At 61.7% G+C, this 24,434-nt stretch carries 28 protein-coding genes and 1 tRNA gene; 14 read left to right on the plus strand and 15 right to left on the minus strand.

The genetic code is table 11. The annotated features are described in order from the left end of the window. Positions 1-176 precede the first annotated feature (176 nt). Positions 177-259: transfer RNA gene (locus MHX52_RS04500), tRNA-Leu, on the plus strand. A gap of 102 nt (positions 260-361) precedes the next feature. On the opposite strand, the gene MHX52_RS04505 is transcribed toward MHX52_RS04500, so the two are convergent. Together MHX52_RS04505 and MHX52_RS04510 are read right to left on the minus strand one after the other, a co-directional pair. Beyond that, a complete protein-coding gene (locus MHX52_RS04505) occupies positions 362-964 on the minus strand; it encodes a DJ-1/PfpI family protein (protein ID WP_035003346.1) in 603 nt (200 codons plus the stop codon). Beyond that, a complete protein-coding gene (locus MHX52_RS04510) occupies positions 957-1,766 on the minus strand; it encodes an NAD(P)/FAD-dependent oxidoreductase (RefSeq protein WP_239316798.1) in 810 nt (269 codons plus the stop codon). The genes MHX52_RS04505 and MHX52_RS04510 overlap by 8 nt, the downstream gene beginning before the upstream one ends. An 84-nt stretch (positions 1,767-1,850) precedes the next feature. Here MHX52_RS04510 and MHX52_RS04515 point away from each other — a divergent pair, with 84 nt between their 5' ends. Then, the gene (locus MHX52_RS04515; RefSeq protein WP_035003350.1) at positions 1,851-2,354 is read left to right on the plus strand and encodes an FBP domain-containing protein; all 504 of its coding nucleotides are present in this window, start codon (positions 1,851-1,853) and stop codon (positions 2,352-2,354) included. A 103-nt stretch (positions 2,355-2,457) separates the two neighbouring features. Continuing rightward, on the plus strand, positions 2,458-3,039 hold the full coding sequence (locus tag MHX52_RS04520) for a hypothetical protein (protein WP_034986287.1): 582 nt from the start codon (positions 2,458-2,460) through the stop codon (positions 3,037-3,039). Between the two features lie 53 nt (positions 3,040-3,092). Here the strand turns inward: MHX52_RS04520 and MHX52_RS04525 are convergent, their stop codons facing one another. Together MHX52_RS04525 and MHX52_RS04530 are read right to left on the minus strand one after the other, a co-directional pair. After that, on the minus strand, positions 3,093-3,527 hold the full coding sequence (locus tag MHX52_RS04525) for a TA system VapC family ribonuclease toxin (protein WP_035003352.1): 435 nt from the start codon (positions 3,525-3,527) through the stop codon (positions 3,093-3,095). After that, the gene (locus tag MHX52_RS04530; protein WP_035003409.1) at positions 3,514-3,753 is read right to left on the minus strand and encodes a hypothetical protein; all 240 of its coding nucleotides are present in this window, start codon (positions 3,751-3,753) and stop codon (positions 3,514-3,516) included. The genes MHX52_RS04525 and MHX52_RS04530 overlap by 14 nt, the downstream gene beginning before the upstream one ends. Positions 3,754-4,151: 398 nt before the next feature. Between MHX52_RS04530 and MHX52_RS04535 the strand changes: the two genes are divergently transcribed. After that, on the plus strand, positions 4,152-4,463 hold the full coding sequence (locus MHX52_RS04535; RefSeq protein WP_255721359.1) for a transglycosylase family protein: 312 nt from the start codon (positions 4,152-4,154) through the stop codon (positions 4,461-4,463). 1 nt (position 4,464) lies between these two features. Here the strand turns inward: MHX52_RS04535 and MHX52_RS04540 are convergent, their stop codons facing one another. Further along, the gene (locus tag MHX52_RS04540) at positions 4,465-5,232 is read right to left on the minus strand and encodes a PaaI family thioesterase (RefSeq protein ID WP_370642219.1); all 768 of its coding nucleotides are present in this window, start codon (positions 5,230-5,232) and stop codon (positions 4,465-4,467) included. Positions 5,233-5,391: 159 nt separating this feature from the next. Here MHX52_RS04540 and MHX52_RS04545 point away from each other — a divergent pair, with 159 nt between their 5' ends. Beyond that, positions 5,392-6,186 (plus strand): HNH endonuclease family protein, encoded by a 795-nt coding sequence (locus MHX52_RS04545; protein ID WP_255721344.1) that lies wholly within the window; start codon positions 5,392-5,394, stop codon positions 6,184-6,186. 7 nt (positions 6,187-6,193) lie between these two features. Here the strand turns inward: MHX52_RS04545 and MHX52_RS04550 are convergent, their stop codons facing one another. Then, positions 6,194-6,835 (minus strand): DNA-3-methyladenine glycosylase, encoded by a 642-nt coding sequence (locus MHX52_RS04550; protein ID WP_239316804.1) that lies wholly within the window; start codon positions 6,833-6,835, stop codon positions 6,194-6,196. A gap of 169 nt (positions 6,836-7,004) precedes the next feature. Between MHX52_RS04550 and MHX52_RS04555 the strand changes: the two genes are divergently transcribed. Both MHX52_RS04555 and MHX52_RS04560 read left to right on the plus strand, forming a co-directional pair. Further along, the gene (locus MHX52_RS04555) at positions 7,005-8,168 is read left to right on the plus strand and encodes a cystathionine gamma-synthase (RefSeq protein ID WP_239316806.1); all 1,164 of its coding nucleotides are present in this window, start codon (positions 7,005-7,007) and stop codon (positions 8,166-8,168) included. A gap of 12 nt (positions 8,169-8,180) precedes the next feature. Then, positions 8,181-8,597: a hypothetical protein gene (locus MHX52_RS04560; RefSeq protein ID WP_239316807.1), complete on the plus strand. Its 417-nt coding sequence runs from the start codon at positions 8,181-8,183 to the stop codon at positions 8,595-8,597. Positions 8,598-8,628: 31 nt separating this feature from the next. Here MHX52_RS04560 and MHX52_RS04565 read toward each other — a convergent pair whose 3' ends face one another. Together MHX52_RS04565 and MHX52_RS04570 are read right to left on the minus strand one after the other, a co-directional pair. Further along, positions 8,629-9,669 (minus strand): hypothetical protein, encoded by a 1,041-nt coding sequence (locus MHX52_RS04565; RefSeq protein WP_239316809.1) that lies wholly within the window; start codon positions 9,667-9,669, stop codon positions 8,629-8,631. A gap of 205 nt (positions 9,670-9,874) precedes the next feature. After that, on the minus strand, positions 9,875-10,891 hold the full coding sequence (locus MHX52_RS04570) for a hypothetical protein (protein ID WP_239316811.1): 1,017 nt from the start codon (positions 10,889-10,891) through the stop codon (positions 9,875-9,877). A 145-nt stretch (positions 10,892-11,036) separates the two neighbouring features. Between MHX52_RS04570 and MHX52_RS04575 the strand changes: the two genes are divergently transcribed. Beyond that, positions 11,037-11,828, plus strand: coding sequence for an SDR family oxidoreductase (locus tag MHX52_RS04575; protein WP_035003369.1), 792 nt, complete (start codon positions 11,037-11,039; stop codon positions 11,826-11,828). A gap of 61 nt (positions 11,829-11,889) precedes the next feature. Here MHX52_RS04575 and MHX52_RS04580 read toward each other — a convergent pair whose 3' ends face one another. Then, entirely contained in the window at positions 11,890-12,207 is a 318-nt protein-coding gene (locus MHX52_RS04580) for a YbjQ family protein (protein WP_049050656.1), read from the minus strand. 271 nt (positions 12,208-12,478) lie between these two features. Between MHX52_RS04580 and MHX52_RS04585 the strand changes: the two genes are divergently transcribed. Next, positions 12,479-13,165 carry an NAD-dependent deacylase gene (locus tag MHX52_RS04585; protein WP_239316841.1) on the plus strand — a complete coding sequence of 229 codons (687 nt, stop codon included), beginning with the start codon at positions 12,479-12,481 and terminating at the stop codon, positions 13,163-13,165. Between the two features lie 44 nt (positions 13,166-13,209). Here the strand turns inward: MHX52_RS04585 and MHX52_RS04590 are convergent, their stop codons facing one another. After that, positions 13,210-15,573 carry an acyltransferase family protein gene (locus MHX52_RS04590; RefSeq protein WP_239316813.1) on the minus strand — a complete coding sequence of 788 codons (2,364 nt, stop codon included), beginning with the start codon at positions 15,571-15,573 and terminating at the stop codon, positions 13,210-13,212. A gap of 98 nt (positions 15,574-15,671) precedes the next feature. Continuing rightward, positions 15,672-16,229, minus strand: a complete 558-nt coding sequence (locus MHX52_RS04595) for a gamma carbonic anhydrase family protein (RefSeq protein WP_239316815.1) — start codon at positions 16,227-16,229, stop codon at positions 15,672-15,674. 89 nt (positions 16,230-16,318) lie between these two features. Between MHX52_RS04595 and MHX52_RS04600 the strand changes: the two genes are divergently transcribed. After that, on the plus strand, positions 16,319-16,876 hold the full coding sequence (locus tag MHX52_RS04600) for an NAD(P)H-dependent oxidoreductase (protein ID WP_035003379.1): 558 nt from the start codon (positions 16,319-16,321) through the stop codon (positions 16,874-16,876). Between the two features lie 22 nt (positions 16,877-16,898). Here the strand turns inward: MHX52_RS04600 and MHX52_RS04605 are convergent, their stop codons facing one another. After that, entirely contained in the window at positions 16,899-17,252 is a 354-nt protein-coding gene (locus tag MHX52_RS04605; RefSeq protein ID WP_035003382.1) for a hypothetical protein, read from the minus strand. Positions 17,253-17,372: 120 nt separating this feature from the next. Between MHX52_RS04605 and MHX52_RS04610 the strand changes: the two genes are divergently transcribed. Continuing rightward, positions 17,373-18,344, plus strand: a complete 972-nt coding sequence (locus tag MHX52_RS04610; RefSeq protein ID WP_049050650.1) for a nitronate monooxygenase family protein — start codon at positions 17,373-17,375, stop codon at positions 18,342-18,344. A gap of 12 nt (positions 18,345-18,356) precedes the next feature. Next, positions 18,357-18,740, plus strand: a complete 384-nt coding sequence (locus MHX52_RS04615) for a DUF488 domain-containing protein (RefSeq protein ID WP_070488508.1) — start codon at positions 18,357-18,359, stop codon at positions 18,738-18,740. 25 nt (positions 18,741-18,765) lie between these two features. Here the strand turns inward: MHX52_RS04615 and MHX52_RS04620 are convergent, their stop codons facing one another. Next, positions 18,766-19,836: a PHB depolymerase family esterase gene (locus MHX52_RS04620; protein WP_053088993.1), complete on the minus strand. Its 1,071-nt coding sequence runs from the start codon at positions 19,834-19,836 to the stop codon at positions 18,766-18,768. 123 nt (positions 19,837-19,959) lie between these two features. Between MHX52_RS04620 and MHX52_RS04625 the strand changes: the two genes are divergently transcribed. Continuing rightward, positions 19,960-20,277 carry a GlsB/YeaQ/YmgE family stress response membrane protein gene (locus tag MHX52_RS04625; RefSeq protein ID WP_080971974.1) on the plus strand — a complete coding sequence of 106 codons (318 nt, stop codon included), beginning with the start codon at positions 19,960-19,962 and terminating at the stop codon, positions 20,275-20,277. 43 nt (positions 20,278-20,320) lie between these two features. Here the strand turns inward: MHX52_RS04625 and MHX52_RS04630 are convergent, their stop codons facing one another. Further along, positions 20,321-20,626: a hypothetical protein gene (locus MHX52_RS04630; protein ID WP_049050648.1), complete on the minus strand. Its 306-nt coding sequence runs from the start codon at positions 20,624-20,626 to the stop codon at positions 20,321-20,323. 462 nt (positions 20,627-21,088) lie between these two features. On the opposite strand from MHX52_RS04630, the gene MHX52_RS04635 reads away from it, so the two are divergent. After that, positions 21,089-21,751, plus strand: coding sequence for a DNA-3-methyladenine glycosylase I (locus tag MHX52_RS04635; RefSeq protein WP_049050647.1), 663 nt, complete (start codon positions 21,089-21,091; stop codon positions 21,749-21,751). Here the strand turns inward: MHX52_RS04635 and MHX52_RS04640 are convergent. Further along, positions 21,748-24,081 carry an NADPH-dependent 2,4-dienoyl-CoA reductase gene (locus MHX52_RS04640; protein ID WP_239316817.1) on the minus strand — a complete coding sequence of 778 codons (2,334 nt, stop codon included), beginning with the start codon at positions 24,079-24,081 and terminating at the stop codon, positions 21,748-21,750. The two genes, MHX52_RS04635 and MHX52_RS04640, sit on opposite strands and share 4 nt — an antisense overlap. Between the last annotated feature and the right edge of the window lie 353 nt (positions 24,082-24,434).

Here is a 24,434-nt window from a genome sequence, read left to right on the forward strand (position 1 = left end):
AACGGGTAACGTGCATTTTCACGCAGGTCAGATGCGTTTTTTGGAAGCGCGCGTGCATCGTGCTAGAGTTTCATTTCGTTGCCAGCGAGCACAGATTCCAGTTAGGAATGTGTGGTTTCAGCAGGCAAGACAGTGTAAACACTGTGGTGAATACCATGTGTCCTACATAGTCACTCGGGCGAGTGGCGGAATGGCAGACGCGCTGGCTTCAGGTGCCAGTGTCCTTCGGGACGTGGGGGTTCAAGTCCCCCTTCGCCCACAGAACGAACACTCCGCAGGGTTGGATCTTCGGATCCTGGCCGTGCGGGGTGTTTTGCATTGCCGGGGGCGGTTACAAGGCAGTAGTAATGCGTGCTAGATTTCAGACCGCGAATGGGTCGTGCTCCGGGTCGCTATTAAATTGAATCTCTAGGTCATGGGCGATCTTCTCCGCAAGTGGAGCGCCGAAGAAGTGGGTGACGAAAGCGACGGCCATATCTATACCCGCTGCCACACCGGAAGACGTCCAACGGTCTCTGTCCTGCACCCACCGGGCAGAGCCTTTCCAGTCGATGTCCTTGCCGAAAGAATTGGCCCAATCAAACGCAAGTTTATTGCTGGTGGCGGCGTATCCCTCCAGCAAACCAGCTGCGGCCAAAACCGCTGAACCCGTGCATATGGAACAGACAAGCGAGGTGCAGCTCGCCATTTTGTAGATGCGGGCCAGGAAATCCGCATCTTTGACGAGTGCTCGCGTTCCCTGGCCGCCGGGGATGATAAAGGTGTCGCACACGAGGGAATCGAAGGTTGTGTCGGGGAGAATTTTCACACCTTGGGAGCTGGCAACGGCTTGCCCATCCACGGAGGCGAACTCCACCTGTAGGCCAGGAACTTTGGAGAAAATCTCGGCAGGACCAAAGACATCCAGCAGTTCAAACCCGTCGAACAGGATAAACGCTACGCGCTGTGGTCGTCCGTTATTCATGGGTCTGCCCTCGAACCTGCTGCAGTTCTTCGTGCAGTAAGAACTGATCGATCGCGATGGCAGTGGCCACGCCTGTGCCCATCGCCTGAGAAACCTGGTCGGGAGAGCTGGTGACATTGCCGGCCGTCCACAGTCCGGCTTTGGAGGTCTTGCCATCGGGCTGTCTAACTACCCAGCCGTTTTCGGATTCACAACCAGCTGCTAGCAGCAGTTGACCATTGGGGTGGAATTCCGGGCCGGTGAAGCACGCCTCAAAGGCGCGGGTAGTAAAGGCAGAGTCGCCACTTTTGTTGGGATCGGCGATGCTCACCAGAACTCCCGTTCCTGACTCAGGGTCGGGTTGCACCTCGGTGACGTGGGCGTCCATAAGAGCAACACCGCGCTTTTCGAACAGTGCACGGTCGGCTTCGTCAAGGGAGAGCCCATTGGTGAAGAACGTGACGCGATCGGTCCACTTCCGCATCAAGTGCACCATGTGCGTCGTAAACCTGGGATTCCTTCCGCCGATGACAGCAAGGTCGCGCCCCCGGACCTCGTAGCCGTGGCAATAAGGGCAGTGGAAAACTCGCGATCCCCAAAGCTCGGCTAAGCCCGGTACGTCTGGCAGTTCGTCGGTGATGCCCGTCGCCATGAGTATCTGTCGGGCCGGAAACTGCTGTCCGTCGGCCGTAGTGGCCGTCCATGCGTTGCCTGTTTGCTCGAGAGAGGTGACCTCATTTTGGGTTACTTCACCGCCGAAAGCTATGAATTCGTCGCGCCCTTGGTCGAGTAGCTCCGTTGGGTTAGCCCCGTCGCGCCCCATGATCTGCTCCCTTCGAGGATTGTTACACTTGGCCACCGTACCTGCATGTTTGGTGCAGTTCGCGCGACGGAAAGGTGGAGTATCGTGCAGGCCTACTCTGAAAAGGCGATTCGGAAGAGCTTTATCAACTGCTCTAAGGGTGCCGCTGCGCGCATTCACATTCCGGCACACGTTCTGGGCGCCGACTGGGGGAGCCAGGTGTTTGTCAGCTGGGCGGACCCCAAGGCGCCCCAGCGGGCATACCTCGTCGCGGAGACCGCGCAGGGTTTGCAGGGTCTCACTATGGAGATCCGTAAGGCCCCGACCGGCGGCGGGGCGCGCATGTGCCAGATTTGCCGCACGCTGCACCCTTCGAGTGGCGCCTCTCTGATTTCGATCGTCACCACGAAGTCCGCGCAGGATAACTACGGCAGCATCGGTACGTACATGTGCAGTGACCTGGCGTGTGTGGATTATGTGCGCGGAACGAAAACTCCGGACGGAACCACGCAGATGACGGAGACGCTGACGGTCGAGGAAAAGGAAGAGCGCGTACTCACCAACGTTCGTAGCCTTATCGCCAGTGTGGAAAATCGGCTGAAGAAGTAGACGCTGCGGCGGAGCAGGCTGACGAAGCAGGCTAAGGGGGTGACTACTCAATAGTCACTCCGGTAACATAGGCCACCTGAAACGCCAGTGAAAGGAGCGTTGGGTGACTTACCCGCAAGGAAACGACGACCAGACTCGCATGTTCAACACGCAGGGCAATGGCGGTTATGGCGGCTACAACTCTGGCTACAACAACCAGCAGCAGTACCCGCAGGGGTATAACTCTGGCTACAACCAGCCCCCGCAAGATCCGCGCGAAGGCCTGCTGGCCGGCCGCTACGACGGCAAGAAGGTCGCGATGAACCTCATCGTCCTCGCTGTCCTAGCCGCAGCTGTCACTTTCGCTGCGGTGTTCATCGTGGACCTCCTGGTGAGCTTCATTCCGGGTGAAGCGTCCGCAGGCGTGGGGCCTGCCGTACTGACTGGAGTGATTGCGGGCGTCATCGGCGTACTCGCCGGGCTCCTGTACATCCCGGTCTCCGGCACGGGCAACGAGCACCTTTTCGGTATGGCCGTGATCGCGCTGGCATCAGTCGCCGCGATCGCATGGGTGCTCGCGGGCGGACTGCTAAGTGGCGACTGGGGGACGTTGGTCACGCTCACGGGCATTGTTTGCACCGCTGCAATCGCGTACGTGGTGCCTACCCGCATCGAATCGGCTGCGGTCTACGGCCCGCGCCGATAAATGCTTCGCTCCAGTGGATTGTCCTCGTCGACTGCAATCCGAATCGAGAGTTGCTACTTTCCTTCGCCAATGCTGTTCCACCGCAGGTTGGAGAAGCGGGCGAAACCTTGATCATCGCTTATTAAGGTTGCCTCGTCTGCAATGACCGCGGCGGCAATCCATGCGTCGGGAATATCGTTACCGCAGAGTTTATGCAGTCGCACCATCTCGTCGAAGATGTCCCAAGAAGCGCCTGCGGGGTGTAAAAGCACTGTGTTGGGGGAAGCGAGGACTGCGTTGATGGCTCCTGTAGCCTGCTCCGGGGTGAGAGGCACTGCAAAAATCCGAGGATTCGTCATGATTCGGATAAACCCGGTCGCTATCACGTCGAGAATTCCGACCGATTCACGCTGAGAAAGCGCCTTCTGTAGCCATTCCTTAGCTTCCTTGTGGCGGGGTGCGGAGGAGCTGAATGCGTTAATCAGAACATTGACATCAGGAACGATCATCGAGCGTCTCCCAGAGTGCATCTTTATCGTCGATGTCTACGAGCATGGGGCCGCAGTCAAACACTGGGAGAAAAGTGCTGTCTGTTTGTTGTGGAGAGTTTTCAGCTTGCTTTAGAGCCGTTCGAATTACCTCTTCTACGTAAGAACTCAAGGTGAGGTCGTTGAGCTTCGCTTGCTGTTTAGCCGCCTCTAGGACTTTCGAAGGAAGATTAATTGTGGTGCGCATGTACACAATAGTATTCCGCATCAAAGCATCAATCAAGAGGTGCAGTGATGCATTCGCCTGGTGAGAGGCGCTTTCTCAGGTTCTAAGTGGTGGAATCCGGCCAGCAAGGGTTCTAAGAATCCCCTTAATTTTCGTTATCAATCCGAGATTTTTTCGGGATTTAGCGCTTTTTTGGTTGACGCACCCCGGGGGAGAGTGCGTAAGTTTGCGTGCTTAGTGGCAGCCGCCCGGCAAACATCCGGGGCGCGATACTTCGCGTAACTGCCAGCGTGCAGTCGCAAAGCGCGGCCGCGTAGACATCAAACAATCGATATGAAGCCAGCCACCCGGCCGGCTTCGCAGAAGGAGTTTTCGTCTACATGAATAAGTCCGTAAAGACCGCTTTCGCCCGCATCGGTATGGCCGCAGGCCTGGTGGCTGCCCCGGCAGCCGCCGCAGTTGCGGCAGCCCCGGCCGCACAGGCCGCACCGGTAAGCGCCTGGGATCAGGTTGCACAGTGTGAGTCCGGTGGCAACTGGAGCATCAACACGGGCAACGGCTACTACGGCGGGCTGCAGTTCAGCGCCCAGACCTGGTCTGGCTTCGGCGGCACGAAGTACGCCCCGACTGCTAACCAGGCCACGAAGGCGCAGCAGATCGAGATCGCCGAGAAGGTCCTGGCCAAGCAGGGTGCAGGCGCTTGGCCGAACTGCGGCAAGGTGCTGGGCTAACTTAAGCGTCCAGGTACTTTTCCGGAATATCGAGAGCCACCAGGTCCTCCCGGGACTTGGTGGATTTTTCTAGCGCTACCTTCACCACGTGGTGCATCTGATCCTCGGGATCGGGGATGCGGCGCTGTTCGGACATCAGCACGGTCAGGATCTCCGGCTGATCCTTGAAGCAGTGCCAGACCACGGCGTTTGCCAGCGATTCCAGCACTAGGCCGCGCGGCTGCAGGGCCTGCTTCGGCCGGTCGGCGCGCTTGCCTCCACCGCGCGGGCGGACGTGCAGATCCTGCTGGCCGATGCCCACGATGGAGCCGTCTTTGTTGTAAATGATGGAGGTGTACGGCACGTTGCAGTAGCCGTCCTCTTCGACGGTTTCGGTGATCCAATTGATCAGCTCGGGCGTGAGATCCACGTCCATGTATGCCCCACTGCGACCGGGCTTGAGGAATTGGAAGGTGCCGGTACGGGTCCAGGCTTCGTATTCAGTGCCAAGACGGCGGGCGATCAGGGTGCCGAACAGCACATCCGTCATGGAAAACAGCGTTCCGCCGAAGGCGGCGCCGTGCATGTTGGCGTTCCACCAACGCAGGTTCAGCACGATGCGCGCGTGTGCCCAGTCTTCGGAAACGCGGGTCATCTTAATGCCGGAGCACAGCAGCGGCGGCCAGAGGTTCATCATGCGCCGCATGCGGTTCGGCTTCTCGATCATCTTGTCTGCGAAGGCCGGTACTGCCTTCATTTGTGCACGGTAAATCTTCTTTAGAGGTTTCATGATGCGTTTATGCTACCGCGAGACCGTCAGCGGTAAGCAGGTATAAAAGTATTCTCTTTTTATTGACGCCCCTACGTCCGCGCCGCCCCGCACGTCTGTTCGAAACTTAAAGTGGATGGCCTCCTGGGCTGTCCAGGGCGATTGCTAGCGTGTTGGGTTATGAGCAAGAGGGTAAGTGGGCGTGTATCCGCCCGTGCAGCGGCGCTGCTAATGGGCGTGAGTTTGCTACTTGGTGGGTGCGCCGAGGGTACGGAGTTCCTAGAGGGCGGAAGTTCGGCGTCACAAAGCTCGGAAGCACCGGTAGAACCGACCACAGAAACGGTGCCGGAGCAGCCAGAACAGTCCGAGCCCCCAGAGCAACCCGAACCAGAGCCAGAGCAACCCGCGGCGCCGGAACGGTCGCTGCACCAGCAGAACATGCTGGATCTGCTGGAGACGTTGGCGGTCAAGGGGCGCGCGCCGAAGACGGGCTACAGTCGCGATGAGTTCGGCCAGCGGTGGAAGGACATCGACCGTAACGGTTGCGACCAGCGAAATGACATCCTCGCGCGCGACCTCACTAACGTGGAGGCGCCGAAGGGTTGCAAGGTGCTCAGTGGTGACCTGCAGGATCCCTATACCGGCCAGCACATCCACTTCGTCCGTGGGCAGAAGACCAGCCAGGCGGTGCAGATCGACCACGTAGTGGCCTTGGCTGATGCCTGGCAGAAGGGCGCGCAGCAGCTTTCCCCGGAGCGGCGCGAGCAGTTCGCCAACGATCCGATGAACCTGCTGGCTGTTGATGGGCCGGCGAATATGCAGAAAGGTGCGGGCGATGCCGCGACGTGGCTACCGGCGAATAAGGGTTTCCGCTGCACCTATGTCTCCATTCAGGTGCGAGTGAAGGCGGAGTATCAACTGTGGGTTACACAGGCGGAAAAGGAGGCGATCCAGCGCGAGCTTGGTCGCTGCTAGCAGCCGACTACGAGGGTGTGCGCAGTGGGCTTCCCAGCTGCCGGCCGCGAGGGCTGGAAACGCTGCGGTCGCCGGGCACCCAGAAGCGGAGTAAGGCATCCGCGTTCTTGGTGATCCCTATGCGTTTGCCACGGGTGATCTCTGGGATAGCCGTGCGTGGGGTCAGGGTAAACGAGGCCGAAGTGGGTGAGGTATGGCCTGCGCCAGAAAGCACTTGATCAACCGCCGAGCCATTAAGGTCCAGGTTCAAACCAAGTGCTGCGCCCAGGTTTCCCGGCCCACGCGCAAGCGCTTCATCCGCGGGCTTTGATCCGCGCCGGGTACGGGCAATCTCGAGCCCCTCGATGATTTTCCCTGCGCGCAGCAGTACTCCTCCGGCCTCGCCATCGGGGCTGCACACCAGGTTGCCGGCACGGTGGATGCCGTAACTGGCATACACGTAGAGGTGCTGGGGAGGGCCAAACATAACCTCGCAACGAGGGGTCGGGCCGTTGAAAGCATGGGAGGCTTCGTCTGCAATCCCCAGATAGGCCTCGACCTCGGTCAATTCGATAGCCACTCCGCCGTGGCGCAAGACCGCGCCCAACAAAAGCGGGGCGACGACATCGGCGGGTTGGGCGAAATCGATTCTCTGTGCGCTTCGATCCATGTAGCCATTGTGGTGCTATTGCCCTAAACCCGCCAAGGTTGGTCCATTGTTGCCGAAAACTAGACTGCTTGGTCTATAATCGTTGAAACGATGCGCGCCGGGCCGTGAATTCCCGGCGCAGATAAGCACTAAAACGCGCTACCAAGCACTAGTTCGAAGAGGAGTTTCCATGGCCCACAACACAGATGCCATCCACGCAGGCTACGAGCCCGACGAGTTCATGGGCTCCATCAACGTGCCGATCTACGCCTCCACCACGTTCGCCCAGAATGCGCCGAACGATTTGCGCGGAGGCTACGAGTACGGCCGCGTGGCGAACCCCACCGTCGATTCGCTGGCCCGCACGATCGCCGCCCTTGAGGGTGGTGAGTACGGCCGCGTCTACGCTTCTGGCATGGCCGCCACCGACCACCTGCTGCGCGTGCTGTTGCGCCCCGGCGACCACCTGATCATGGGGCACGACGCTTACGGCGGAACGTATCGCCTGATCGCCACCGTTTTCAAGGACTGGAACGTGGACTTCACCGTGGTGGACACCACCGACTCCGAGGCCGTCCGTGCGGCGCTGACCCCGAAGACGAAGCTGGTGTGGCTGGAGACCCCGACGAACCCGCTGCTCGCCGTGACCGACATCGCTGCCATCGCCGAGGTGCTCGCCGATGAGTTTGGTAGTGACGCCCCCACGCGCCCGCAGCTGATCGTGGATAACACCTTCTGCAGCCCCTACCTGCAGCGCCCCCTGGACCACGGCGCGGACGTGGTGCTGCACTCCACCACGAAGTACATCGGCGGGCACTCCGATGTGGTCGGCGGTGCGATCGTCAGCAACGATGCACAGCTGGACGAGGATCTGGACTTCCTGCTCGGCGGTGCGGGCCCGATTGCCTCGCCTTTCGATGCCTACCTGAATGCCCGTGGCTTGAAGACCCTGGGTGTGCGCATGGACCGCCACTGCTCGAATGCACAGGCCATCGCGGAATACCTGGATGAGCGGGAGGAAGTCGCCACCGTCCTGTACCCCGGCCTGCCGCAGCACCCCGGCCACGAGGTGGCCAAGCGCCAGTCCACCGGCAAGGGATTCGGCGGCATGATCTCCGTACGCTTCCACTCCGAGGAAGCGGCGCTGAAGTTCTGTCAGTCCACCAAGCTGATCTGCCTGGCGGAGTCGCTGGGCGGTGTGGAATCGCTGCTGGAGCACCCGGCGACGATGACCCACCAGTCGGTTGCGGGCTCCCAGCTGGAGGTTCCGCGCGACCTGGTGCGCATCTCCATCGGTATTGAGGACCTGGAGGATCTGCTCGCAGATGTCGCGCAGGCGCTGGAGCAGCTTTAAACTACTGGACTTATGAAGTCCTTTTCTTCTTCCAAGTCCCTGACCGCACTGGTCACCGCAAGCGCCCTGACCATCAGCGCCGTCGCAGCCGCCCCGGCGCAGGCCATCGCCCCGTCCGAGGGCAAGGGCTCCAGCACCGCCCCGATCACCCAGCCCACCGACCCAGATTCCAACCCGAACAACCCGAAGGCCAACAACGAAGGCTCCCTGGCGGGCAGCATTGAATCCGCGAACCCGGGTGCCGAATGGCTGCTGAAGACCTTCCCGCTGGGCAGCACGGATCCCGCAGGTTCCCTAGGTAAAGATGCACCGCCGATCGCAGGCATCTTGGCCTGGGTCGGCGGTGTCGTAGGTGCGGTTGCCCTGGGCGCGGCACTGGTTGGTGGCTACCAGCACGCCGTTCAGCAGGGCTGGATCCAACCGCTGTAAGGGGGCTAGGCGCTAGCTAGCCTGGCGCGGGTTAGGCGTCCTCGCCAACACCGGAGTAGCCAAGCTCGTCGAATACCTGCTTAACCTCGCCGCGCTTCGGGGCGATGAGCTTGGACTCTAGAACGATGTCCTTGTCCTTGTTGAAGATGAACACGATCGTGTTGCCCCTGTCCTTAACGTAGCCAGCGTATTCGTTCGGCTTGTCGTTCACGATCGTCGCGCCGCCGTCCTTGAATTCCTTCTCCTTGACCTCGACGTACTCCTTGTCGTTGATGAAGTCCACGTCCCAGTAGGCCCAACCCGAACCCCGAACGCCCTTACAATTTGCGCCGGTCATGTCGCGCTTCTCCTTGGAGGAGTCGTAGTAGCGCAGAGTGAAGGTTCCGTCCTTGCACTTGTTCACCAGGTCGTTGACCTTCTCCGGCATTGCGTCCTTGTAAGTGGCGGGGAGGGAATCATCCGGCCCGCCGACGTCACCCCTCTGTGCGGCGGTGGAGCTGGGCGCGCTCGAAGTCTCGGAAGTAGTGGACTCCTCGGAGCTTTCCTCGCTGGTCTCCTCGGTGCTCTCTTCGGAGTTGCCCTCGGTCTGGGAGGTCGAGGTTTCGTCGGAATCGGATCCGTCATCATCCTTGGCCAGCAGGAAGTAGCCGCCTACCGCCAGGGCAATGACGACAGCGAGGGCGACGATGATGCCGATAACCTTGCCGGTGCCCCCGCCACCACCGCCGGAGTTGAGGTCTTGACCATAGGCGCTGGCAGCACCGCCAGCGAAGGGGTTCTGGCCAGGCTGTCCGGGTTGTCCGGGTTGGCCGTAGCCGCCCTGGTTAAAAGGATTCTGTCCGGGCTGACCATTCGCACCAGGCTGGCCGTAACCGCCTTGCGGGCCGGGCTGGCCATAACCCCCGGGCTGTGGCTGCTGTGCGCCGTATTGCTGACCGCCCTGGGGCTGGGTCTGGTTTGCGCTCCACTGAGTGGTCTCGTCACCTGGGTTGGAGCCGTTGTTGAAGGGGTTGTTCTCCCCGTTGTTGCCGCCCTGGTTGGGCTGGTTATCGAATGGATTGTTGTTCGTCATGAGGGGACAGGTCCTTTACTCTCTGGAAACGTCATTTTCTGGGTTTTAGGGGCCTGGGAAACAATGGCGCCCTCTCTGTGTGAGGGGCGCCTTCCCGCGGCGCTCGGTAGGTCAAATGGTACGACCCCCGCGGGATGTTCCGTTTCGTTATTCTTCTTCTGAGCTAGGGGTGAATAACGGGGGGATAAATCCCCTTGTGATGAGGCTAAGGCTTCTCGTAGCCCAGCTGGGTGAGGACCTCTTGCAGGGTGGACTCGTCTGCGAAGTACATCTTGGTTTCCATGGCGATGCCCTTCGACTTGTTCATGATGAATACGAACGGCTTGGAGTCATCCATGAGGTAGCCCGCGAAGTTGTCCGGGTCATCGGACCAAATCTCAGCGCCCTGTTCCTTCACGTAGTCGATCTCGGTGGGTACGAACTTCGCATCATTAACGAAGTCCACCTTCTTGAACTCCCAGGCGGAGTCCCATACGCCGGTGCACTGCATGCCCTTGACCTTGCGGTTGTTATCGCGGGCGAGCTCGTAGGTGCCGTTCTTGCAGTCGTAAACCAGTTCCTGCATCTTCTTGGGCATCGCGTCGGCGTAGGTCTTGTCCATCGAATCATCTGGGCCGCCGATGTCGCCGGCCTTCGCGGGCTCCTTGGAGGAGGACGAGGTCTCGGAGGTGGAGGATTCCGAGCTGGATTCGGAGGAGTCCTCGCTGGTCTCTTCCGACGAGCCAGACTCTTCGGAGCTCGACGAGGAGCTGGAGGCATCCGTGCTCTCTTCGTCATCCTTACCCAGGAGGAAGTAGCCGCCAACGATCAGGCCGATTACGACAACTGCGGCGACGATAATGCCGATGATTTTGCCACCGTTGCCGCCGCCACCGTTGCCTCCGGCGTTACCTGGCTGGCCGTACGCGCCATAGGGCTGCGAGTTGAACGGGTTCTGCCCCGGCTGGCCATAACCCTGCTGACCGAAACCTTGCTGGCCATAACCCTGCTGGCGCTGCTGGCCAAAGCCTTGCGCGCCGTAGCCTGGCTGGTTCTGTTGACCGTAACCAGACTGACCCTGCTGACCGTAGCCCGGCTGGCCTTGGTTCTGGCCGCCCGGGAACTGCTGGTTGCCGTAGCCCTGCTGGCCAAAGGGATTCTGAGGCTGATTCGGATTCTGTCCCGGGTTGTTCTGAGAACCGTTATCGGATCCGGGGTAACCGCCTCCGTAATTATTAGTCATAAGAATTCCTTAAGGTAACGCCATAACCTTTGCTAAAGAAAAAGGTTAATGCATAGCTTTCTCTATTGCAGTGTTCTGCAGGGATTGCCTCAAACCAAAACTAAATAGACCCCGCTGCCTGCGCTTGGTCGCTACATTGGAATTCATGAGTTCTACTAATGCAGAGTCCACGAATGCACAGGCCACGTCCATTCCACCAACTAACTCTCGCGTCGCCGTCGTCACCGGCGCGAGTGCGGGCATCGGCGAAGCCACCGCTAAGCTGCTGGCCGCGGATGGCTGGTATGTGGTTCTGGCCGCGCGCCGTGCAGAAAAGCTAGAGCAGGTAGCGCAAACGATCGCCCAGGAGGGCGGCAAGGCTACGCCCCTTGTGCTGGATGTGACGGATAGGGCGTCAATAGATAACTTCACCGCAGCGCTCGCCGAGCTGACGGGCTCCAAGCTAGACCTGCTGGTCAACAACGCAGGTGGCGCGCGGGGGCTCGACCCTGTGCTGGAAGCCGATCCGGAGGATTGGCGCTGGATGTTCGAGGCGAACGTGATGGGCACCCTGGAGGTCACGCGCGCGCTGTTCGATCAGCTGCAGGTGGCGGACGCACCGCAGGTTATCAACGTGGTTTCCGTTGCCGGTCGCGGCGCTTACCGCGGGGGTGCGGGTTATAACGCGGCGAAGTTCGGGCAGACCGCGCTGACTGACGTGATGCGCATGGAGTTCGCCGAGGCGGGCGTGCGCGTCTGCCAGGTCGACCCGGGCCGGGTGGCCACTGACTTCAGCCTGAACCGCTTCAAGGGCGATGCCGAGCGGGCCGAGGAGGTTTACGCGGACAAGCTAAACCTGCAGGCAGAGGACATCGGCGAGGCTATCCGCTGGATCGCGGATCGCCCCCGCCACATGGACGTAGAGTCCATCATGATCCGCCCGCTTGACCAGGTTTAAACCTGGCGCTCGGGATGGCCCGGCGGGTCTGTCGCGCCGGGTTAACCCCGGCGACCAGCTCCTACTGGAAGGTGACGGCGGTGCCGGTCGCGCTGACCATCACCATGCCGCCCTGACCCAGGGACTCGTAGTCCACGTCCACGCCGACGATGCCGTGGGCGCCCATCTCCAGCGCGCGATCCACCATCTCCTTCAGCGCGGTCTCGCGAGCCTGCAGGATCTCGCCCTCATATGCGGAGGAGCGGCCACCGGTGATGTTGCGGAAGCCCGCGCCGATGTCCTTGAACATGTTGATACCGGCCACCGTCTCGCCCGAGACGATGCGCAGGTACTGCCCAATGGTGTGGCCCTCGACGGTGTTGGTGGTAGTGACGATCATGGCGTTGTTGGCCTTTCTGCGAGTCTTTCTTAATGACGCCCACGTCTGCCGCGGGCGCGCTTATGCAACTGACTATAGAGGACTGCGTGGGTTGCGCGCGCGTGAAAACTTCAGTTGGCCTTCCAGCTAGGGTGGGGGCATGGTCACCGTGATCGCCAGCCCGCAGTCCACCTCCGACGATCTCCGGCCGCTGAAGTTGGGGGACCTGCCGGAGGATCTTGTCGCCGCAGTGCGCGGCGCCAAGTACGTGGAGGTATTCACCGGGGCGGGCATGTCCGCCGATTCCGGTTTGGATACCTTTCGCGACGCGCAGACAGGCATCTGGTCGCATGTTGATCCCCAGGCGATGGCCACCTTGGACTCCTGGGCGAAGGATCCCGAGCCCATGCTGGCCTGGTACTTGTGGCGGGCGGTGCTATGCCGCCGCGCAGAGGCAAATGCGGGGCACCGGGCGATAGGTGAGTGGGCGGAACGAGGGGGCGTCACCGTACATGTAACAACCCAAAACATCGACGACCTGCACGAGCGTGGTGGCAGCAAGAACGTGGCGCACCTGCATGGCAGCCTGTTTAGCTACCGCTGCAGCATTTGCGGCAAGCCCGCGCGCATGCCGGAGCTGCCCGAGAAACAGGTGAAACGTGCCACGCCGCCGACGTGCTCACTGTGCGGGAACCCGGTGCGGCCGGGCGTGGTGTGGTTCGGTGAGCCGTTGCCGCACCGGGAGTGGGAGGCCGCCGAGGAGGCAATGCGGGCGGCGGATCTGGTGGTGATCATTGGCACTTCGGGCGTGGTGTGGCCCGCCGCAGGCCTGCCCGCGATCGCAGCCCAACGCGGCACGCCCATCGTGGAGATCTCGCCCGCGCGCACGGACCTAACGGATATGTGCACATGGTCGCTGCGCACCACCGCGGCGAACGGGGCGCCGCTGCTGGTGGAGGCGGCGGAGGGGCGCGCCTAGAGCGGCGCTGAGCCAGCCCCGCTAGAGACCTACTACAGTGCCCGCTAGTCCTGCGGATTCGGCGGCGCCTGCTGGTTGTGCTTCGGCATCAGGCCGGCGTTCATCGGCGGGATCTTGTGGTTCGGGTCGAACATCTGCGCCTCGATCTCCGGAGCCAACGTCTCCGCGAAGATGTTGTTGAAGTGGTGCGCATCGCGGTAGACCGCCATGTTGCCGATGATGGAAGGGCACCAATCCTCGCGGCAGATCGCGGCCGTCAGATCCATGAGGGTCACGTCCATGCCCTTGTACGCCTCGATGGAGGGATCCACAGGCAGCAGGGAATCCCAAATGCTCTGGCCACACTCGGCGTTGATGGCCAGCACCTCGTCGAAGTTCGGGCGGCCGGGGTTGGCCAGGCCGGGGAAGTCCTCATTCTCCGCAACCTCGCCCTGCTTGCCTTCCATCATCTCGGCAACGCAGGCGCGCATGTCGCGGGGTGCACCCTTGTCGGTGGTCTGCCACGGGTTATCGCGCATCAGCCAGCTGTGGATGCCCTGGTCCGTGAAGCTCTGCACCAGGTCCTTGTACTCCTGCGGCACCTGCTCCGGGCCAGCGCCGCCGATCGAGGTCGGGCGCGTACCGGTCATGAAGATGCCCTCTGTCGGCGGATTCTCCTTGATGTAGTCCACGACCTTCTCCGACCAACTGAGGCAGGAGGGGTACTCCTCGCCATTGACGCGCGTGATCTTGGCGTTTACCGGGCAGCCCATCTTCAGCAGCGGGATCATCTTCACGTGCCGGTTGCGGCCCACGATGTCCAGCGCCGGAATGTAGTGCTCGGAGTGCGAGCCGCCGATCACATAGATGGTCTTGTCGGAGTTGACGTCGCCATACGCGCATTCCTCGTCGGAACGGTTGAAATTCTTCGTCAGGATCAACGCATCGCTATCGAAACCGATCTGGCAACCATCGGGCTGCGTCTGCGGCAGCAGGGCGTGGAAGTCCTCCAGCGGCGGCACGATCGGCATGTTCTCCGGCACGGGGGCGTTCACCAGGAAGCTCGCCGCGCCGGGGTAGATCGATCTATCTGCGGCCAGGTCCCACAGCTGTTCGCTGTTCACATCCTCGCGGTGTTGTAGATACTTTGGTGACGCCACCACAGACCCAGCGAGCACCAGAATCAGCACGGCATAGACAGCCTTCGGCCAGGCGGAAAGGGACTTTGCCCAGTACTTCGGGCTGAGCAGCACCCAGTTACGCTCGGGCTTCTTGCCCTGGCGCAGGGGGCGCTCAATCAGCTTGTTGGAGAGCCAGGCCAGCACCACGCTGGCTGCGATCACGGCTGCACCCAGGGCGGGGCTGACCTTGGGAACGTTGAAGTAGTAGACGCACAGCACCAGAATCGGCCAGTGCCAGACGTACAGGGCGTAGCTGATGCGACCCAGGAACTGGAACGGGCGCGTCAGCAGCAGGCGAGTCACGCCTACGGGCTCGCCGGAGTGGCCGGAAAGAACCACCAGCAGGGCGCCGCCCAGCGGGATCAGCGTCCACGGGCCGGGGAACTGGTCCGCGCCGTCCAGGAAGAGGCCGGTACTGATGATCATGCCCAGGCCGACAATGCCCATCACGGTGCGGGTCCAGCGGCCTAGCGGGCGCAGCACCGGGTTGCCGTTCGCGTCGCGGCGCAGCAACAGCATGCCCAGCAGGCCACCCAGACCGATCTCCCAGAAGCGGCTCAGCGTGGAGTAGTAGTTGATGGTCTGGTCTTCAAAGTGGAAGTACGTGGCGTAGGCGAAGGAAAGTACTGTCGCGGCGGTCAGCACAACCAGCAGGGCCGGGCGTGCGTACTTCCGGAAGATTAGGGCAAGCAGAGTAACGACCACCAGGGATGCTACGTAAATCTGCAGCTGCGCCGACATGGACCACAGGTGTTGGAAGGGGCTGACGGTGGTGCGCACTGAGGTGTATTCGCGGCCGGAGTACGCCAGCTGCCAGTTGATGTAGTAGCCCAGGGAAGCCACTGCATCCTTTGCCATCTGTACGTGCACCAGGCGATTCATTAGAAGTAGCGAAGCCGCCAATACACTGGCGACCACCACTGCCAGCAGCGGGAATAGTCGCCGGATGATGCGGATCAGCGACTGAATGAAGGTAAGCCCCTTCGGGTTCTGCGCGTTGCGCAGCTGGCTGCCGAAGAAGAAGATGCCGCCGAGCAGCAAGAACACGTCCACGCCAGAGCTGACTTTGCCGACGAAGACGTGGAAGATCACGACCAGGCCGATGGCCAGACCGCGCAGGCCTTCGATGTCGTAGCGCATCGTGCTGGAACGTGCGCCGGACTTAGCTGGTTGTTTTACCTTTGTGGCGTTCGACTGCTCTGCCTTCTTGGCTGCGCTATCGTCCGCCGAAGAATTTCCCTGTGCCATAACTCGGATAAGTCTATTGACCAGGGGGAAAAATATCGAAACGACTCACCCGAGAATGCTCAAAGCTGCGACGGCGATCACGCCAGGTGTGGCAGGGGTTACTCGAAGTACACGTCCTCCAAAGACAGCGCTTCTGCAACGCTTGCCTGGTTGCGGGCAGTTTCTACATAGCGCGCCGCGTGGGCGATGAAGCCCTGACGCTCTTCCTCCGTCAGCTCGCGGCGCACCTTCGCGGGAAGGCCAGCGGCCAGGAATCCCGCCGGAATCTGCTGCCCTTCCAGCACCACCGCGCCTGCGGCGACGAGGCTGCCGCCTCCAATAGTGGAATCCGATAGCAGTGCCGATTGCATGCCAATCAGTGTTCCCGCCCCCACATGAGAGGAGTGAACCAGCGCCTGGTGGCCGATGGTCACATCGTCCTCCAGCACGCATTCCTGGCCGCGCTCCACGTGCATCACGGAGTTGTCTTGCACATTCGTCCGCTCGCCGATGCGGATTGCGCCCACGTCACCGCGCAGCACGCACCCGTAGAACACGGAGGAATCCGCCCCGATTTCCACATCCCCAATGATCGTCACGCCCGGGGAGATCATCGCGCTGCGGTGGATCCTCGGCGTCTTGCCCTGATACGGAAGAATAATCGGTGCTGCATTCATGTTTCCCACCCTAACTATTTTTGGACGCCCACGCTTCCCATTGCCTGGAATACCCCACCTAACCCTGCAGGATCGGTAGCGTTGACACCATGAGCGAGAACGTCACCAGTGAAAAACCAGTAACGATCCTCGTCGTCCACCACAGCCCGACCGAGAAGGCGCAGAAACTCGCCGACACTGTACTCGCGGCAGCACGCGCCGCCGCGGAGGAAGTGAACGCCGAGCTGAGTCCGGCCACAGGTGGAGAGCCAGGCAGGGAGCCAGGCGAGGGTGCAGGCCAGCCCGCCGTGCAGGTGCTGGAACGCCAGGCCCTGGAGCCGGATGTGGAGGAGCTCCGCGGAGCGGACGCCGTGATCCTGGGCACCACCGCCAACTTCGGATACATCTCCGGAGCCCTGAAGCACTACTTCGACACGGTCTACGTGCCCGTCCTCGAAGAGAAGAAAGCCACCCCGACCAGCTGGTGGATCCGGGGTGGCTACGATACGACGGGTGCGGAGAAAGCCATGCGCTCCATCCTCACGGGGCTGGAATGGGAAACGGTGGCTGAACCCGTCGAATTCACGGGAGATATCGAACCACACCTGGCGGAGCTAGAGGCTATGGCTCAGGCTGTGGTGGGCCAGGCTGTGGCGTCAATAATCTAAAGAGCCCTAAGGAAAGAGCTTGTTAGCGCAGGTCGGACAGGACGCACGCAGCGCCTGCGGCGGCGGTGGTGACGGTCAGAACGGCAGGCCAGGCGCCGATCTTCTTGGCTAGCGGGTGGGAAAGGCCAAACGCGGCAAGGTATCCGGCGGTCAGGCCCGTGGCAACACCCGCGCCAGCCTTAGCGTTCCAAGAGCGGGCAGCGTAGCCACCTGCAGCGGCCAGAATCACGCCACCGAGAGGGCGAATACCGGTCTCGCGGGCAGTCAGCCAGCCGCCGACCAGGCCAGCGATGACGACGGATGCGGTGTTGACTTCCTTAGCGGGCTTCAGGGAGGCGGTGGGCTTGAGCTTGTTCAGCTGATTCTTCTTCGACATGACTCCAACTCTACGCTGGTGAAAGGGGAGTAGTTTCGCAAATGAATTAGAAGTAGGACTAGGGTGGCAACCAGACCAAAGCTTTCTGCCCATCCGAGACCATGAGGAGGCATGTGTTCCATGGTTGAACGCATCGATACCCGGTTAACCAGACTATGGGGAATCGATAAGCCCATCATCGGCGCACCGATGGCGGGGCGCTCCGACGGCCACCTGGCAGCCGCAGTCAGCCGCGCCGGTGGATTGGGAATGTTCGGCGCCGGCGCGGGAACCAAACCCGAATGGATCCTGGAGAACGCACGCATCACCGCAGAGGCTGGACCCTACGGAATCGGCCTGATGGTGTGGGCGCTGGAAGACAACCCGGCCCAGTTCGATGCAGTGCTAGAGGCCAAGCCGAAGGTAGTGAGCCTGGGCTTCGGCGACCCCAAGCCCTACGTAGACCGCGCTCACGAGGCCGGGATCTCTGTCGTGGCTCCCATCAACACCATGGCGCAGTTGCGTCAGGCATTGGTCGCGGGTGTGGACGCCGTGTGTGTGCAGGGAACGGACGCCGGCGGGCACACCGGACACATCGGAACGCTGCCGCTGCTGCAGATCGTGATGGAATACATGCAGGTCAACGCGCCGGGCGTGCCGATCGCTGCCGCGGGTGGCATCGCCACCGGCAGGGGCGTGGCCTCCGTGTTGGTGGCAGGCGCCGACGCAGCATGGGTTGGCACCGCACTGCTGGCCTCCCCGGAAGCCGCCGGGGCGCCCGAGCTGCGACAGGCCGCGATCAAGGCCACGGCCAGCCGGACCGTGCTGACCGACATCTACGACCGCGCCGAAAAGCAAAAGTGGGATACGGAGCAGTGGCCCACCCGCACCGTGCGCAATGCATTCGTGGACGTGTACCGCCCGCTGTCCGAAGCGGGGGAGGTCACCGACGAGGAACTGATCGCGGCCCGCGCCGAGGGCGGGGACTTTGCCGACGAGTTGAAGCTGCACGCGGGGCAGGGCGTGGAGCTGCTACGGGCAGAGGTGCCCGCCGGTGAGGTCGTGCAGGGTATGTACGACGAAGCGCTGCACTGCCTCGGGCGTTTCTCCTAAGGAGGAAACCGCATGGACATCGACCGCGTGTACGACTGGCGCGACCGACAGCGCCAAGGTCTGTATTTAGTGGACCGGTTGTGGCCTAGGGGCGTCAAGAAAGAAAGCCTAGATTTGGCCGGCTGGCCGAAAGAACTAACGCCCAGCAGCGACCTGCGCCGAGAGTTCCACAATGGTTTGAGCTTTGCCGAGTTCCGCGAGAAGTACGTGGCGGAGCTGGAGGAACGGAAAGCCGCAGGGGAACTGGACGATGCCCTGACCGAATTGCGCGACTACCAGGAGCGGGCGACTGAGGAAGGCGCTCCGGAGCTCCTGCTGCTGTATGCCGCGAAAGAAAAAGAGCACAACCATGCGGTTGTGCTCCGAGATTGGCTGGCACCCCAGCTGGAAAGCTAAGGCGCCGGCTATCTAGCCAATCGCGCTAGAGGCGCTGGCGCGACAGGAAGTTCCAGACCTCCTGGGAAGCATCCGGAACGCGGTTCCAGGTGTGGTTCTGCGGGTTCAGAATCAGCTGCAGCTCCTTGCGAGCGCAGGGGTACACGTGGCGCTCGCCACCCCGGATGCGGGTGACGCGCGGCGGGTAGCCGCAGCCGTTACGCTTCGCGTAGCTACCCACCAGGTCGCGAACAGCCAGGTAGTGGGCGCCGTTGTGGCGGTAGCCACCGTTGATCTTCATCATCGTGTCGCCACGGCCATGCATGATCAGGAACGGGATTGCGCGGTTCTTGCAGCCCATGTTCACCGGATCGTAGTAAGCACCGCCGACGGCAGCGGCACCAGCGAAGACGTGCGGCAGGTGGCAAGCCACGACGGCAGTCATGCCGCCGCCGTTGGAGTGACCGGTGGCGTAGATGCGGCCACGGTCGATGTTGTAGGTGCGGTCGATCTCATCGATGATCTGCAGGATGAACTTCAGATCAGTGCCGCCCTTTACCACTGCGTAAGGGGCACCCTCCCAGCCGTGCTTGATGGACTCCGGGAAGATCTTGATGGCCTGCTGGCGAGCACCGGTCTCGTACAGGCGGGAGTAGCGGCGGAAGTTCTCCGGGGTATCGCGCCAGCCGTCGAAGCCGAAGATCACCGGAGTGGGACGCGCCGGGTTGTAGTGCGTCGGCATCTCCAGGATGTAGCGACGGTTGTAGCCAGCGGAACGGGTGTACACGCTGGTCTGGTGGCCGTTGCCAACACGCGGGGCCGGCTTGGCGGTGTTGACGCGCTGCGGGCCAGCCGGCTTACTTGGAGCCGGGGGCTGGAGCATGCGCTGCAGGTCAGCAGAGCCAGCGGGCAGTGGCGGTAGCTCCGGCATCGGGGGCAGCTGCGGCATGGGCGGCAGCTGGGGGAGTTGGGGGACGGAGCCCTGCGGGGCAGCGTTTGCCTCCGGTGCGTTGTAGGTAGCCACGCCCGCGGTACCGAACGCGGTGGCCAGCACCAGCGACAGCGCTACGGCAATGCGCTGAAAGGAAGACAAGAAGGAACTAAGAGATCGATTCACGAATGTGACTATACATATATGTGAAGAAGCTGCCAATTGGATTGGGAAATTCTGGCTAGCTGGAGTTGCTAGCTGAAGTTCGGGCCGTAGAAGTTCCTGCTCACGGTCGGTAGACTGGGCACCATGATTACTGAAACTCTTGCGGCAAACACTTTCCTACTCGCTGAAGGCTCTGCAGTGCCCCCGCTGGGCATGTTCGGTTGGATCATTATCGGTGGCCTGGCCGGCTGGATCGGTTCCAAGATCATGGGCACCGACGAGCAGATGGGCTTCTTCCTCAACATCGTCGTCGGCATCATCGGCGGCTTCCTGGGTGGCTGGGTTCTCGGCCTGCTGGGAGTCGGTAGCGGCGGCATGTTCTGGAGCTTCCTGACCTGCCTGCTGGGTGCCTGCATCCTGCTGTTCATCGTCGGCCTGGTCACCGGCAACCGCAAGAAGTAGGTAACCGCAAGAAGTAACTGCCGTTACGAGCTGGAGCCGGGGTTTAGCCCACCAGCAACATAGAAAGCGCACCTTCGCCCAAGCGTGCGCTTTCGTTTTCTAGGCCCAAGCCCAGCCACATTACGAGAAGCAGGATAATGAGCGCGCAGATGATAAGAATCAGCGTGCCAATAAGGAAATAGGAGCGGAAAGGGCCACTTTTGGACTCTTTCTGCAGAGGCGCCTCAACCGTCGGTTGGGGGCCTTTTTTCTGTGGGTCTACGGCCGGTGTGCCCGTCTCATCGACGAAGCCGCCACGTTGGACGGATACCGCCCGGAACGTGCCCGTATCGCGTTGCTGGCTTTCCATCGGTCTTCTCCGGTTCGTAGATCTTAGCGGTTCGTGCTGTTTCAGCTGCATGTTCAGTGGCGGCGAAATTTTGCATAACTTCTGCAGGGCTGTGTATAGCCCTACGAAAGCTTAAAGGGTAAGAGGAACGAACAGTCGAAACTGTTGGGTTTCTTTAAGCTTAGTATTGTCGCTTCTTTCGTTTCGGGGCTGTCCCAATTCCAGGGGTGTAATGCCAGGTGAGCCTCAAGTGTTCCACCCCTAAGTAGGGTTATTCACAGTCCGAGCTGTCTGTGGATAACCCTGCTAATTGGATGGGTTGGTGGCCGTCTTACACGCCAACCCGTCCCACCTTTTGGTTACGCTGTTGAATGTCTACCAGCGCTCGCGAGCGCGCACCAAATTCCGCACATCAAACACTGCACACTGAATTCCAGGCCACATGTTTGGCACATGTTCTTGGCCGTAGTTGAAAGGAACCCGATGGAAGGCCAACTTCTCACCACCAGCACCGGGCAGCTCGTCGATGAATCGGGAGTCGCCCGTCCGCCGTGGGCCTACCGCAGCGAGATTGAGCTGGACTACTACGACAACGAGTGGGGTCGCCCCGTCATCACCGAACACGGCCTGCTGGAGCGCATCGCCCTCGAAGGCTTCCAATCCGGGTTGTCGTGGGCCACTATCCTGCGCAAGCGGAGGGATTTTCGCTCTGTGTTCTTTCTTTTTGACGCCCAGCGCATCACCGAAATGAGCGAGCCCCAAAGGCGCGCTGCTCTGCAGGATGAACGCTTGATTCGTAATGCCCGCAAGCACGAAGCGCTCTACGAAAACGCCAAGGCGACGCTGGAGCTGCGGCGAGCGGAGGAATATCAAGAATTGCCGGAGGATTCGCCCGCCCGCGACGTTCTGGGCGGGGCGGCCAACCGGCTGGCGCCGGGTCTGCCCGTACTCGTGTGGTCGTTTACCCCGGCGGAGCACTCCCGTCCGACATCGCTGGATGGGGTGCCCTCGACCTCGCCGGAATCCAAGGCGCTGGCGAAGGAGCTAAAACGCCGGGGATTTCAATTCGTCGGCCCCACCACCTGCTACGCGCTGATGCAGGCTATCGGCATGGTCGACGACCGGGTGGTGGAGCCTGCGACTTAGAGTCGTGCGGCCAGCTCCACGGCCTGGCGGATCGCGCGCTTGGCGTCCAGCTCCGCGGCGACATCCGCGCCGCCGATGATGTGGACGTTAGAGGTGCCGTCCTGCTCGGCGTCGCTCTTCTCGGCACCCTCCGGGCGCACGGACTCCTGGCCCGTGCACAGCACGACCGTGTCCACGTTGATCACGCGCTCTTCGCGGTTCTCCTTGGTCTCACGCTCGATCTGCTCCAGCAGCTCCTGCTTTTCGGCGCGATCCAGCGTGCGGCCCTCGAAGGTGCCGGACTTGATCTGCTTGATCTTCTTCAGGGTGACCTGCGGATCCTCCACCGGGACGGTGATGTGCAGGCCGTCGGAATCGATCTTCTCGTAGGTCACGCTCACGATCTGCTCCGTGCCGCCCATGGCCACCGCCGCGCGGTGTACCCAGCCGGTCGTCTTGCCCAGCGTGCGGCCCATGCGGGTCGGCTTACGCTGCAGCATCACCACGCGGCGCTGCGGGCGCTCCGGCTGCGGGGAGGAGAGGTTGCCGTGCACATCCGAGTCCTCGACCACGCCCCACTGGCTGTTCCAGGAGGTCAGGGACTGCGGCGCGCCCTGGCGATCCTCCAGCAGGAACTCCGCCACGTCGTAGCCAATGCCGCCAGCGCCGATGACGGCGACGTACTCGCCCGGCGCCTTCTTCCCGGAGATCAGCTCGGCGTAGGTGGCGACGGTCACGCCGTCGATCTTGCCCTCTAGGCCTTCGTTCACGCCCGGGAACTCCGGGATGCGCGGGCGCACGCCCGTGGCCACAACAACTTCCTCGAAGCCATCGGTCTTAAGCTCCTCCGGGGTAACGGCCTTGCCGGTGGAGATGTTCACCTTCAGGCCCTCCAGGCGGTTGACCACCGCGTACAGGGCCTGCACAAACTCTTCCTTGCCCGGCACGCGCATCGCCAGGTTGAACTGGCCACCCAGGGTGTCAGCCGCTTCGAAGACGGTGACATCGTGGCCGCGCAGCGCCAGCGCCTCAGCAGCGAAGAGCCCGGCCACGCCACCGCCGATCACGCCGACCTTCTTGGTGCCCTGTGCGGGCAGCAGCTCCAGCTCGGTCTCGTAGGCGGCGCGAGGGTTAACCAGGCAGGTCGCCCGCTTGTTCTCGAAGGTGTGGTCCAGGCAGGCCTGGTTGCAGGCGATGCAGTGGTTGATCTCGGTGTTCAGGCCGCGTGCAGCGCGGTTGACGAACTCCGGGTCGGCCAGCAGCGGGCGAGCCATGGAGACCAGGTCGGCCTGCGGGGTGCCGGCGGGCTCGCCGTCGCCACCGTCCCAGCTGCCGTCGAGGATGGCCTCGGCAACCTCCGGGGTGTTGATGCGGTTGGAGGCCACCACAGGGATGTTTACGTGCTCGCGCACCTTCTGGGTTGCCCAGGCAAAGGCGCCACGGGGCACGGAGGTCACGATGGTCGGGATCTGCGCCTCATGCCAGCCCACACCGGAGCTCAGCAGGTCAGCCCCGGCCTCCTCGATCTTCTTGGCCAGCTGCAGGATCTCCTCCTGGCTCTGGCCGCCCTCGACCAGCTCCAGTACGGAGATGCGGTAGTCGATAACGAAGTCCTCCGGCACCTTTGCGCGGATGGCCTTAATGATCTCCACGGGGAAGCGCTGGCGGTTCTCCACCGAGCCTCCCCACTTGTCAGTGCGCTGGTTCGTGCGCTCCGCGAGGAACTGGTTAATCAGGTAACCCTCGGAGCCCATCACCTGCACGCCGTCGTAGCCTGCGTCAGCGGCGAGAGCGGCGGAGCTGGCGTAGGCGTCAATAAGCTTTTCAACGTCCTCGGTCGCGATCTCGCGGGCGGGGAAGGGGCTGATCGGCGACTGCGAGGCGGAGGCGGACTCCGCCATCGGGTGGTAGCCATAGCGGCCGGCGTGCAGCAGCTGTAGCAGGATCTTCGCGCCACCGGCGTGCACTGCGTCGGTGATCTCACGGTGAGCTTCGGCGATCTCCGGAGTGTTAAACGGAGTGCCGTAGGGAGTCAGGTTGCCCTCCAGGACCGGCGGGTAACCGCCAGTGACCATCGCGGCCACGCCACCTTCGGCGCGGGCGGCATAGAAGGCGGCGAGCTTCGGCACGTCCTCGATGGAATCCTCCAGGCCGGTGTGCATGGAACCCATGATCACGCGGTTGCGGAAGGTGGTCTTTCCTACCTGGACAGGGGAGAGGAGGGTCTTGTAGGCGGTGGCGGGATCCTCCACCGGGGTGGCGGTGAGAGCGGTGGCACCCGGTGCTGTAGTCAGCGGCAGCAGAGTGCGGACGGAAGCGTCAGTGGAGTTGTTGGAAGGCTGGTTCGTCATGGGCGCAATTATCTCTAACTGCGCAAAAACTTGTGGGGCTTTCGAGGAAACCAAGATCATTCAGGCTGCTGCGCGTTAAAGTATGTATCAAAATGTGAGTAATGTATGACGATCGTCGCAGTTCAGCGTGACTTCGATCACACATAAAGGTGAGGCTAGAAAGAGTAAGGCAAACCTAATTTTGTCTGCTCGTGCCGACGGGTGCACTCTAGATAACCCAAGACGAAATGGTGTGACCGGAACTACAGCTGTTTCTTGGAGGAGACTCACGTCACCACCAGACCGGCGGTCCGATTGCAACTTTATTCGCATATGCAAATGCAGTACTTGTGACGAAAGTTAGGCCGTAAATC

The sequence above is a fragment of the Corynebacterium sp. ACRQJ genome (assembly GCF_022346045.1).
Taxonomy (GTDB): domain Bacteria; phylum Actinomycetota; class Actinomycetes; order Mycobacteriales; family Mycobacteriaceae; genus Corynebacterium; species Corynebacterium evansiae.

Excerpts from the sequence above, each read along its gene's own strand:
- MHX52_RS04535 (WP_255721359.1), top strand. The coding sequence starts at position 4,152 with ATGGCCGCAGGCCTGGTGGCTGCCCCGGCAGCCGCCGCAGTTGCGGCA.
- MHX52_RS04605 (WP_035003382.1), bottom strand. The coding sequence starts at position 17,252 with ATGTCGAAGAAGAATCAGCTGAACAAGCTCAAGCCCACCGCCTCCCTG.
- MHX52_RS04525 (WP_035003352.1), bottom strand. The coding sequence starts at position 3,527 with ATGATCGTTCCTGATGTCAATGTTCTGATTAACGCATTCAGCTCCTCC.
- MHX52_RS04510 (WP_239316798.1), bottom strand. The coding sequence starts at position 1,766 with ATGGGGCGCGACGGGGCTAACCCAACGGAGCTACTCGACCAAGGGCGC.
- MHX52_RS04565 (WP_239316809.1), bottom strand. The coding sequence starts at position 9,669 with ATGACGAACAACAATCCATTCGATAACCAGCCCAACCAGGGCGGCAAC.
- MHX52_RS04615 (WP_070488508.1), top strand. The coding sequence starts at position 18,357 with ATGGACATCGACCGCGTGTACGACTGGCGCGACCGACAGCGCCAAGGT.
- MHX52_RS04600 (WP_035003379.1), top strand. The coding sequence starts at position 16,319 with ATGAGCGAGAACGTCACCAGTGAAAAACCAGTAACGATCCTCGTCGTC.
- MHX52_RS04545 (WP_255721344.1), top strand. The coding sequence starts at position 5,392 with ATGAGCAAGAGGGTAAGTGGGCGTGTATCCGCCCGTGCAGCGGCGCTG.
- MHX52_RS04570 (WP_239316811.1), bottom strand. The coding sequence starts at position 10,891 with ATGACTAATAATTACGGAGGCGGTTACCCCGGATCCGATAACGGTTCT.
- MHX52_RS04580 (WP_049050656.1), bottom strand. The coding sequence starts at position 12,207 with ATGATCGTCACTACCACCAACACCGTCGAGGGCCACACCATTGGGCAG.
- MHX52_RS04540 (WP_370642219.1), bottom strand. The coding sequence starts at position 5,232 with ATGAAACCTCTAAAGAAGATTTACCGTGCACAAATGAAGGCAGTACCG.
- MHX52_RS04555 (WP_239316806.1), top strand. The coding sequence starts at position 7,005 with ATGGCCCACAACACAGATGCCATCCACGCAGGCTACGAGCCCGACGAG.
- MHX52_RS04560 (WP_239316807.1), top strand. The coding sequence starts at position 8,181 with ATGAAGTCCTTTTCTTCTTCCAAGTCCCTGACCGCACTGGTCACCGCA.
- MHX52_RS04575 (WP_035003369.1), top strand. The coding sequence starts at position 11,037 with ATGAGTTCTACTAATGCAGAGTCCACGAATGCACAGGCCACGTCCATT.
- MHX52_RS04635 (WP_049050647.1), top strand. The coding sequence starts at position 21,089 with ATGGAAGGCCAACTTCTCACCACCAGCACCGGGCAGCTCGTCGATGAA.
- MHX52_RS04530 (WP_035003409.1), bottom strand. The coding sequence starts at position 3,753 with ATGCGCACCACAATTAATCTTCCTTCGAAAGTCCTAGAGGCGGCTAAA.
- MHX52_RS04590 (WP_239316813.1), bottom strand. The coding sequence starts at position 15,573 with ATGGCACAGGGAAATTCTTCGGCGGACGATAGCGCAGCCAAGAAGGCA.
- MHX52_RS04550 (WP_239316804.1), bottom strand. The coding sequence starts at position 6,835 with ATGGATCGAAGCGCACAGAGAATCGATTTCGCCCAACCCGCCGATGTC.
- MHX52_RS04595 (WP_239316815.1), bottom strand. The coding sequence starts at position 16,229 with ATGAATGCAGCACCGATTATTCTTCCGTATCAGGGCAAGACGCCGAGG.
- MHX52_RS04630 (WP_049050648.1), bottom strand. The coding sequence starts at position 20,626 with ATGGAAAGCCAGCAACGCGATACGGGCACGTTCCGGGCGGTATCCGTC.
- MHX52_RS04585 (WP_239316841.1), top strand. The coding sequence starts at position 12,479 with ATGTCCGCCGATTCCGGTTTGGATACCTTTCGCGACGCGCAGACAGGC.
- MHX52_RS04625 (WP_080971974.1), top strand. The coding sequence starts at position 19,960 with ATGATTACTGAAACTCTTGCGGCAAACACTTTCCTACTCGCTGAAGGC.
- MHX52_RS04610 (WP_049050650.1), top strand. The coding sequence starts at position 17,373 with ATGGTTGAACGCATCGATACCCGGTTAACCAGACTATGGGGAATCGAT.
- MHX52_RS04640 (WP_239316817.1), bottom strand. The coding sequence starts at position 24,081 with ATGACGAACCAGCCTTCCAACAACTCCACTGACGCTTCCGTCCGCACT.
- MHX52_RS04505 (WP_035003346.1), bottom strand. The coding sequence starts at position 964 with ATGAATAACGGACGACCACAGCGCGTAGCGTTTATCCTGTTCGACGGG.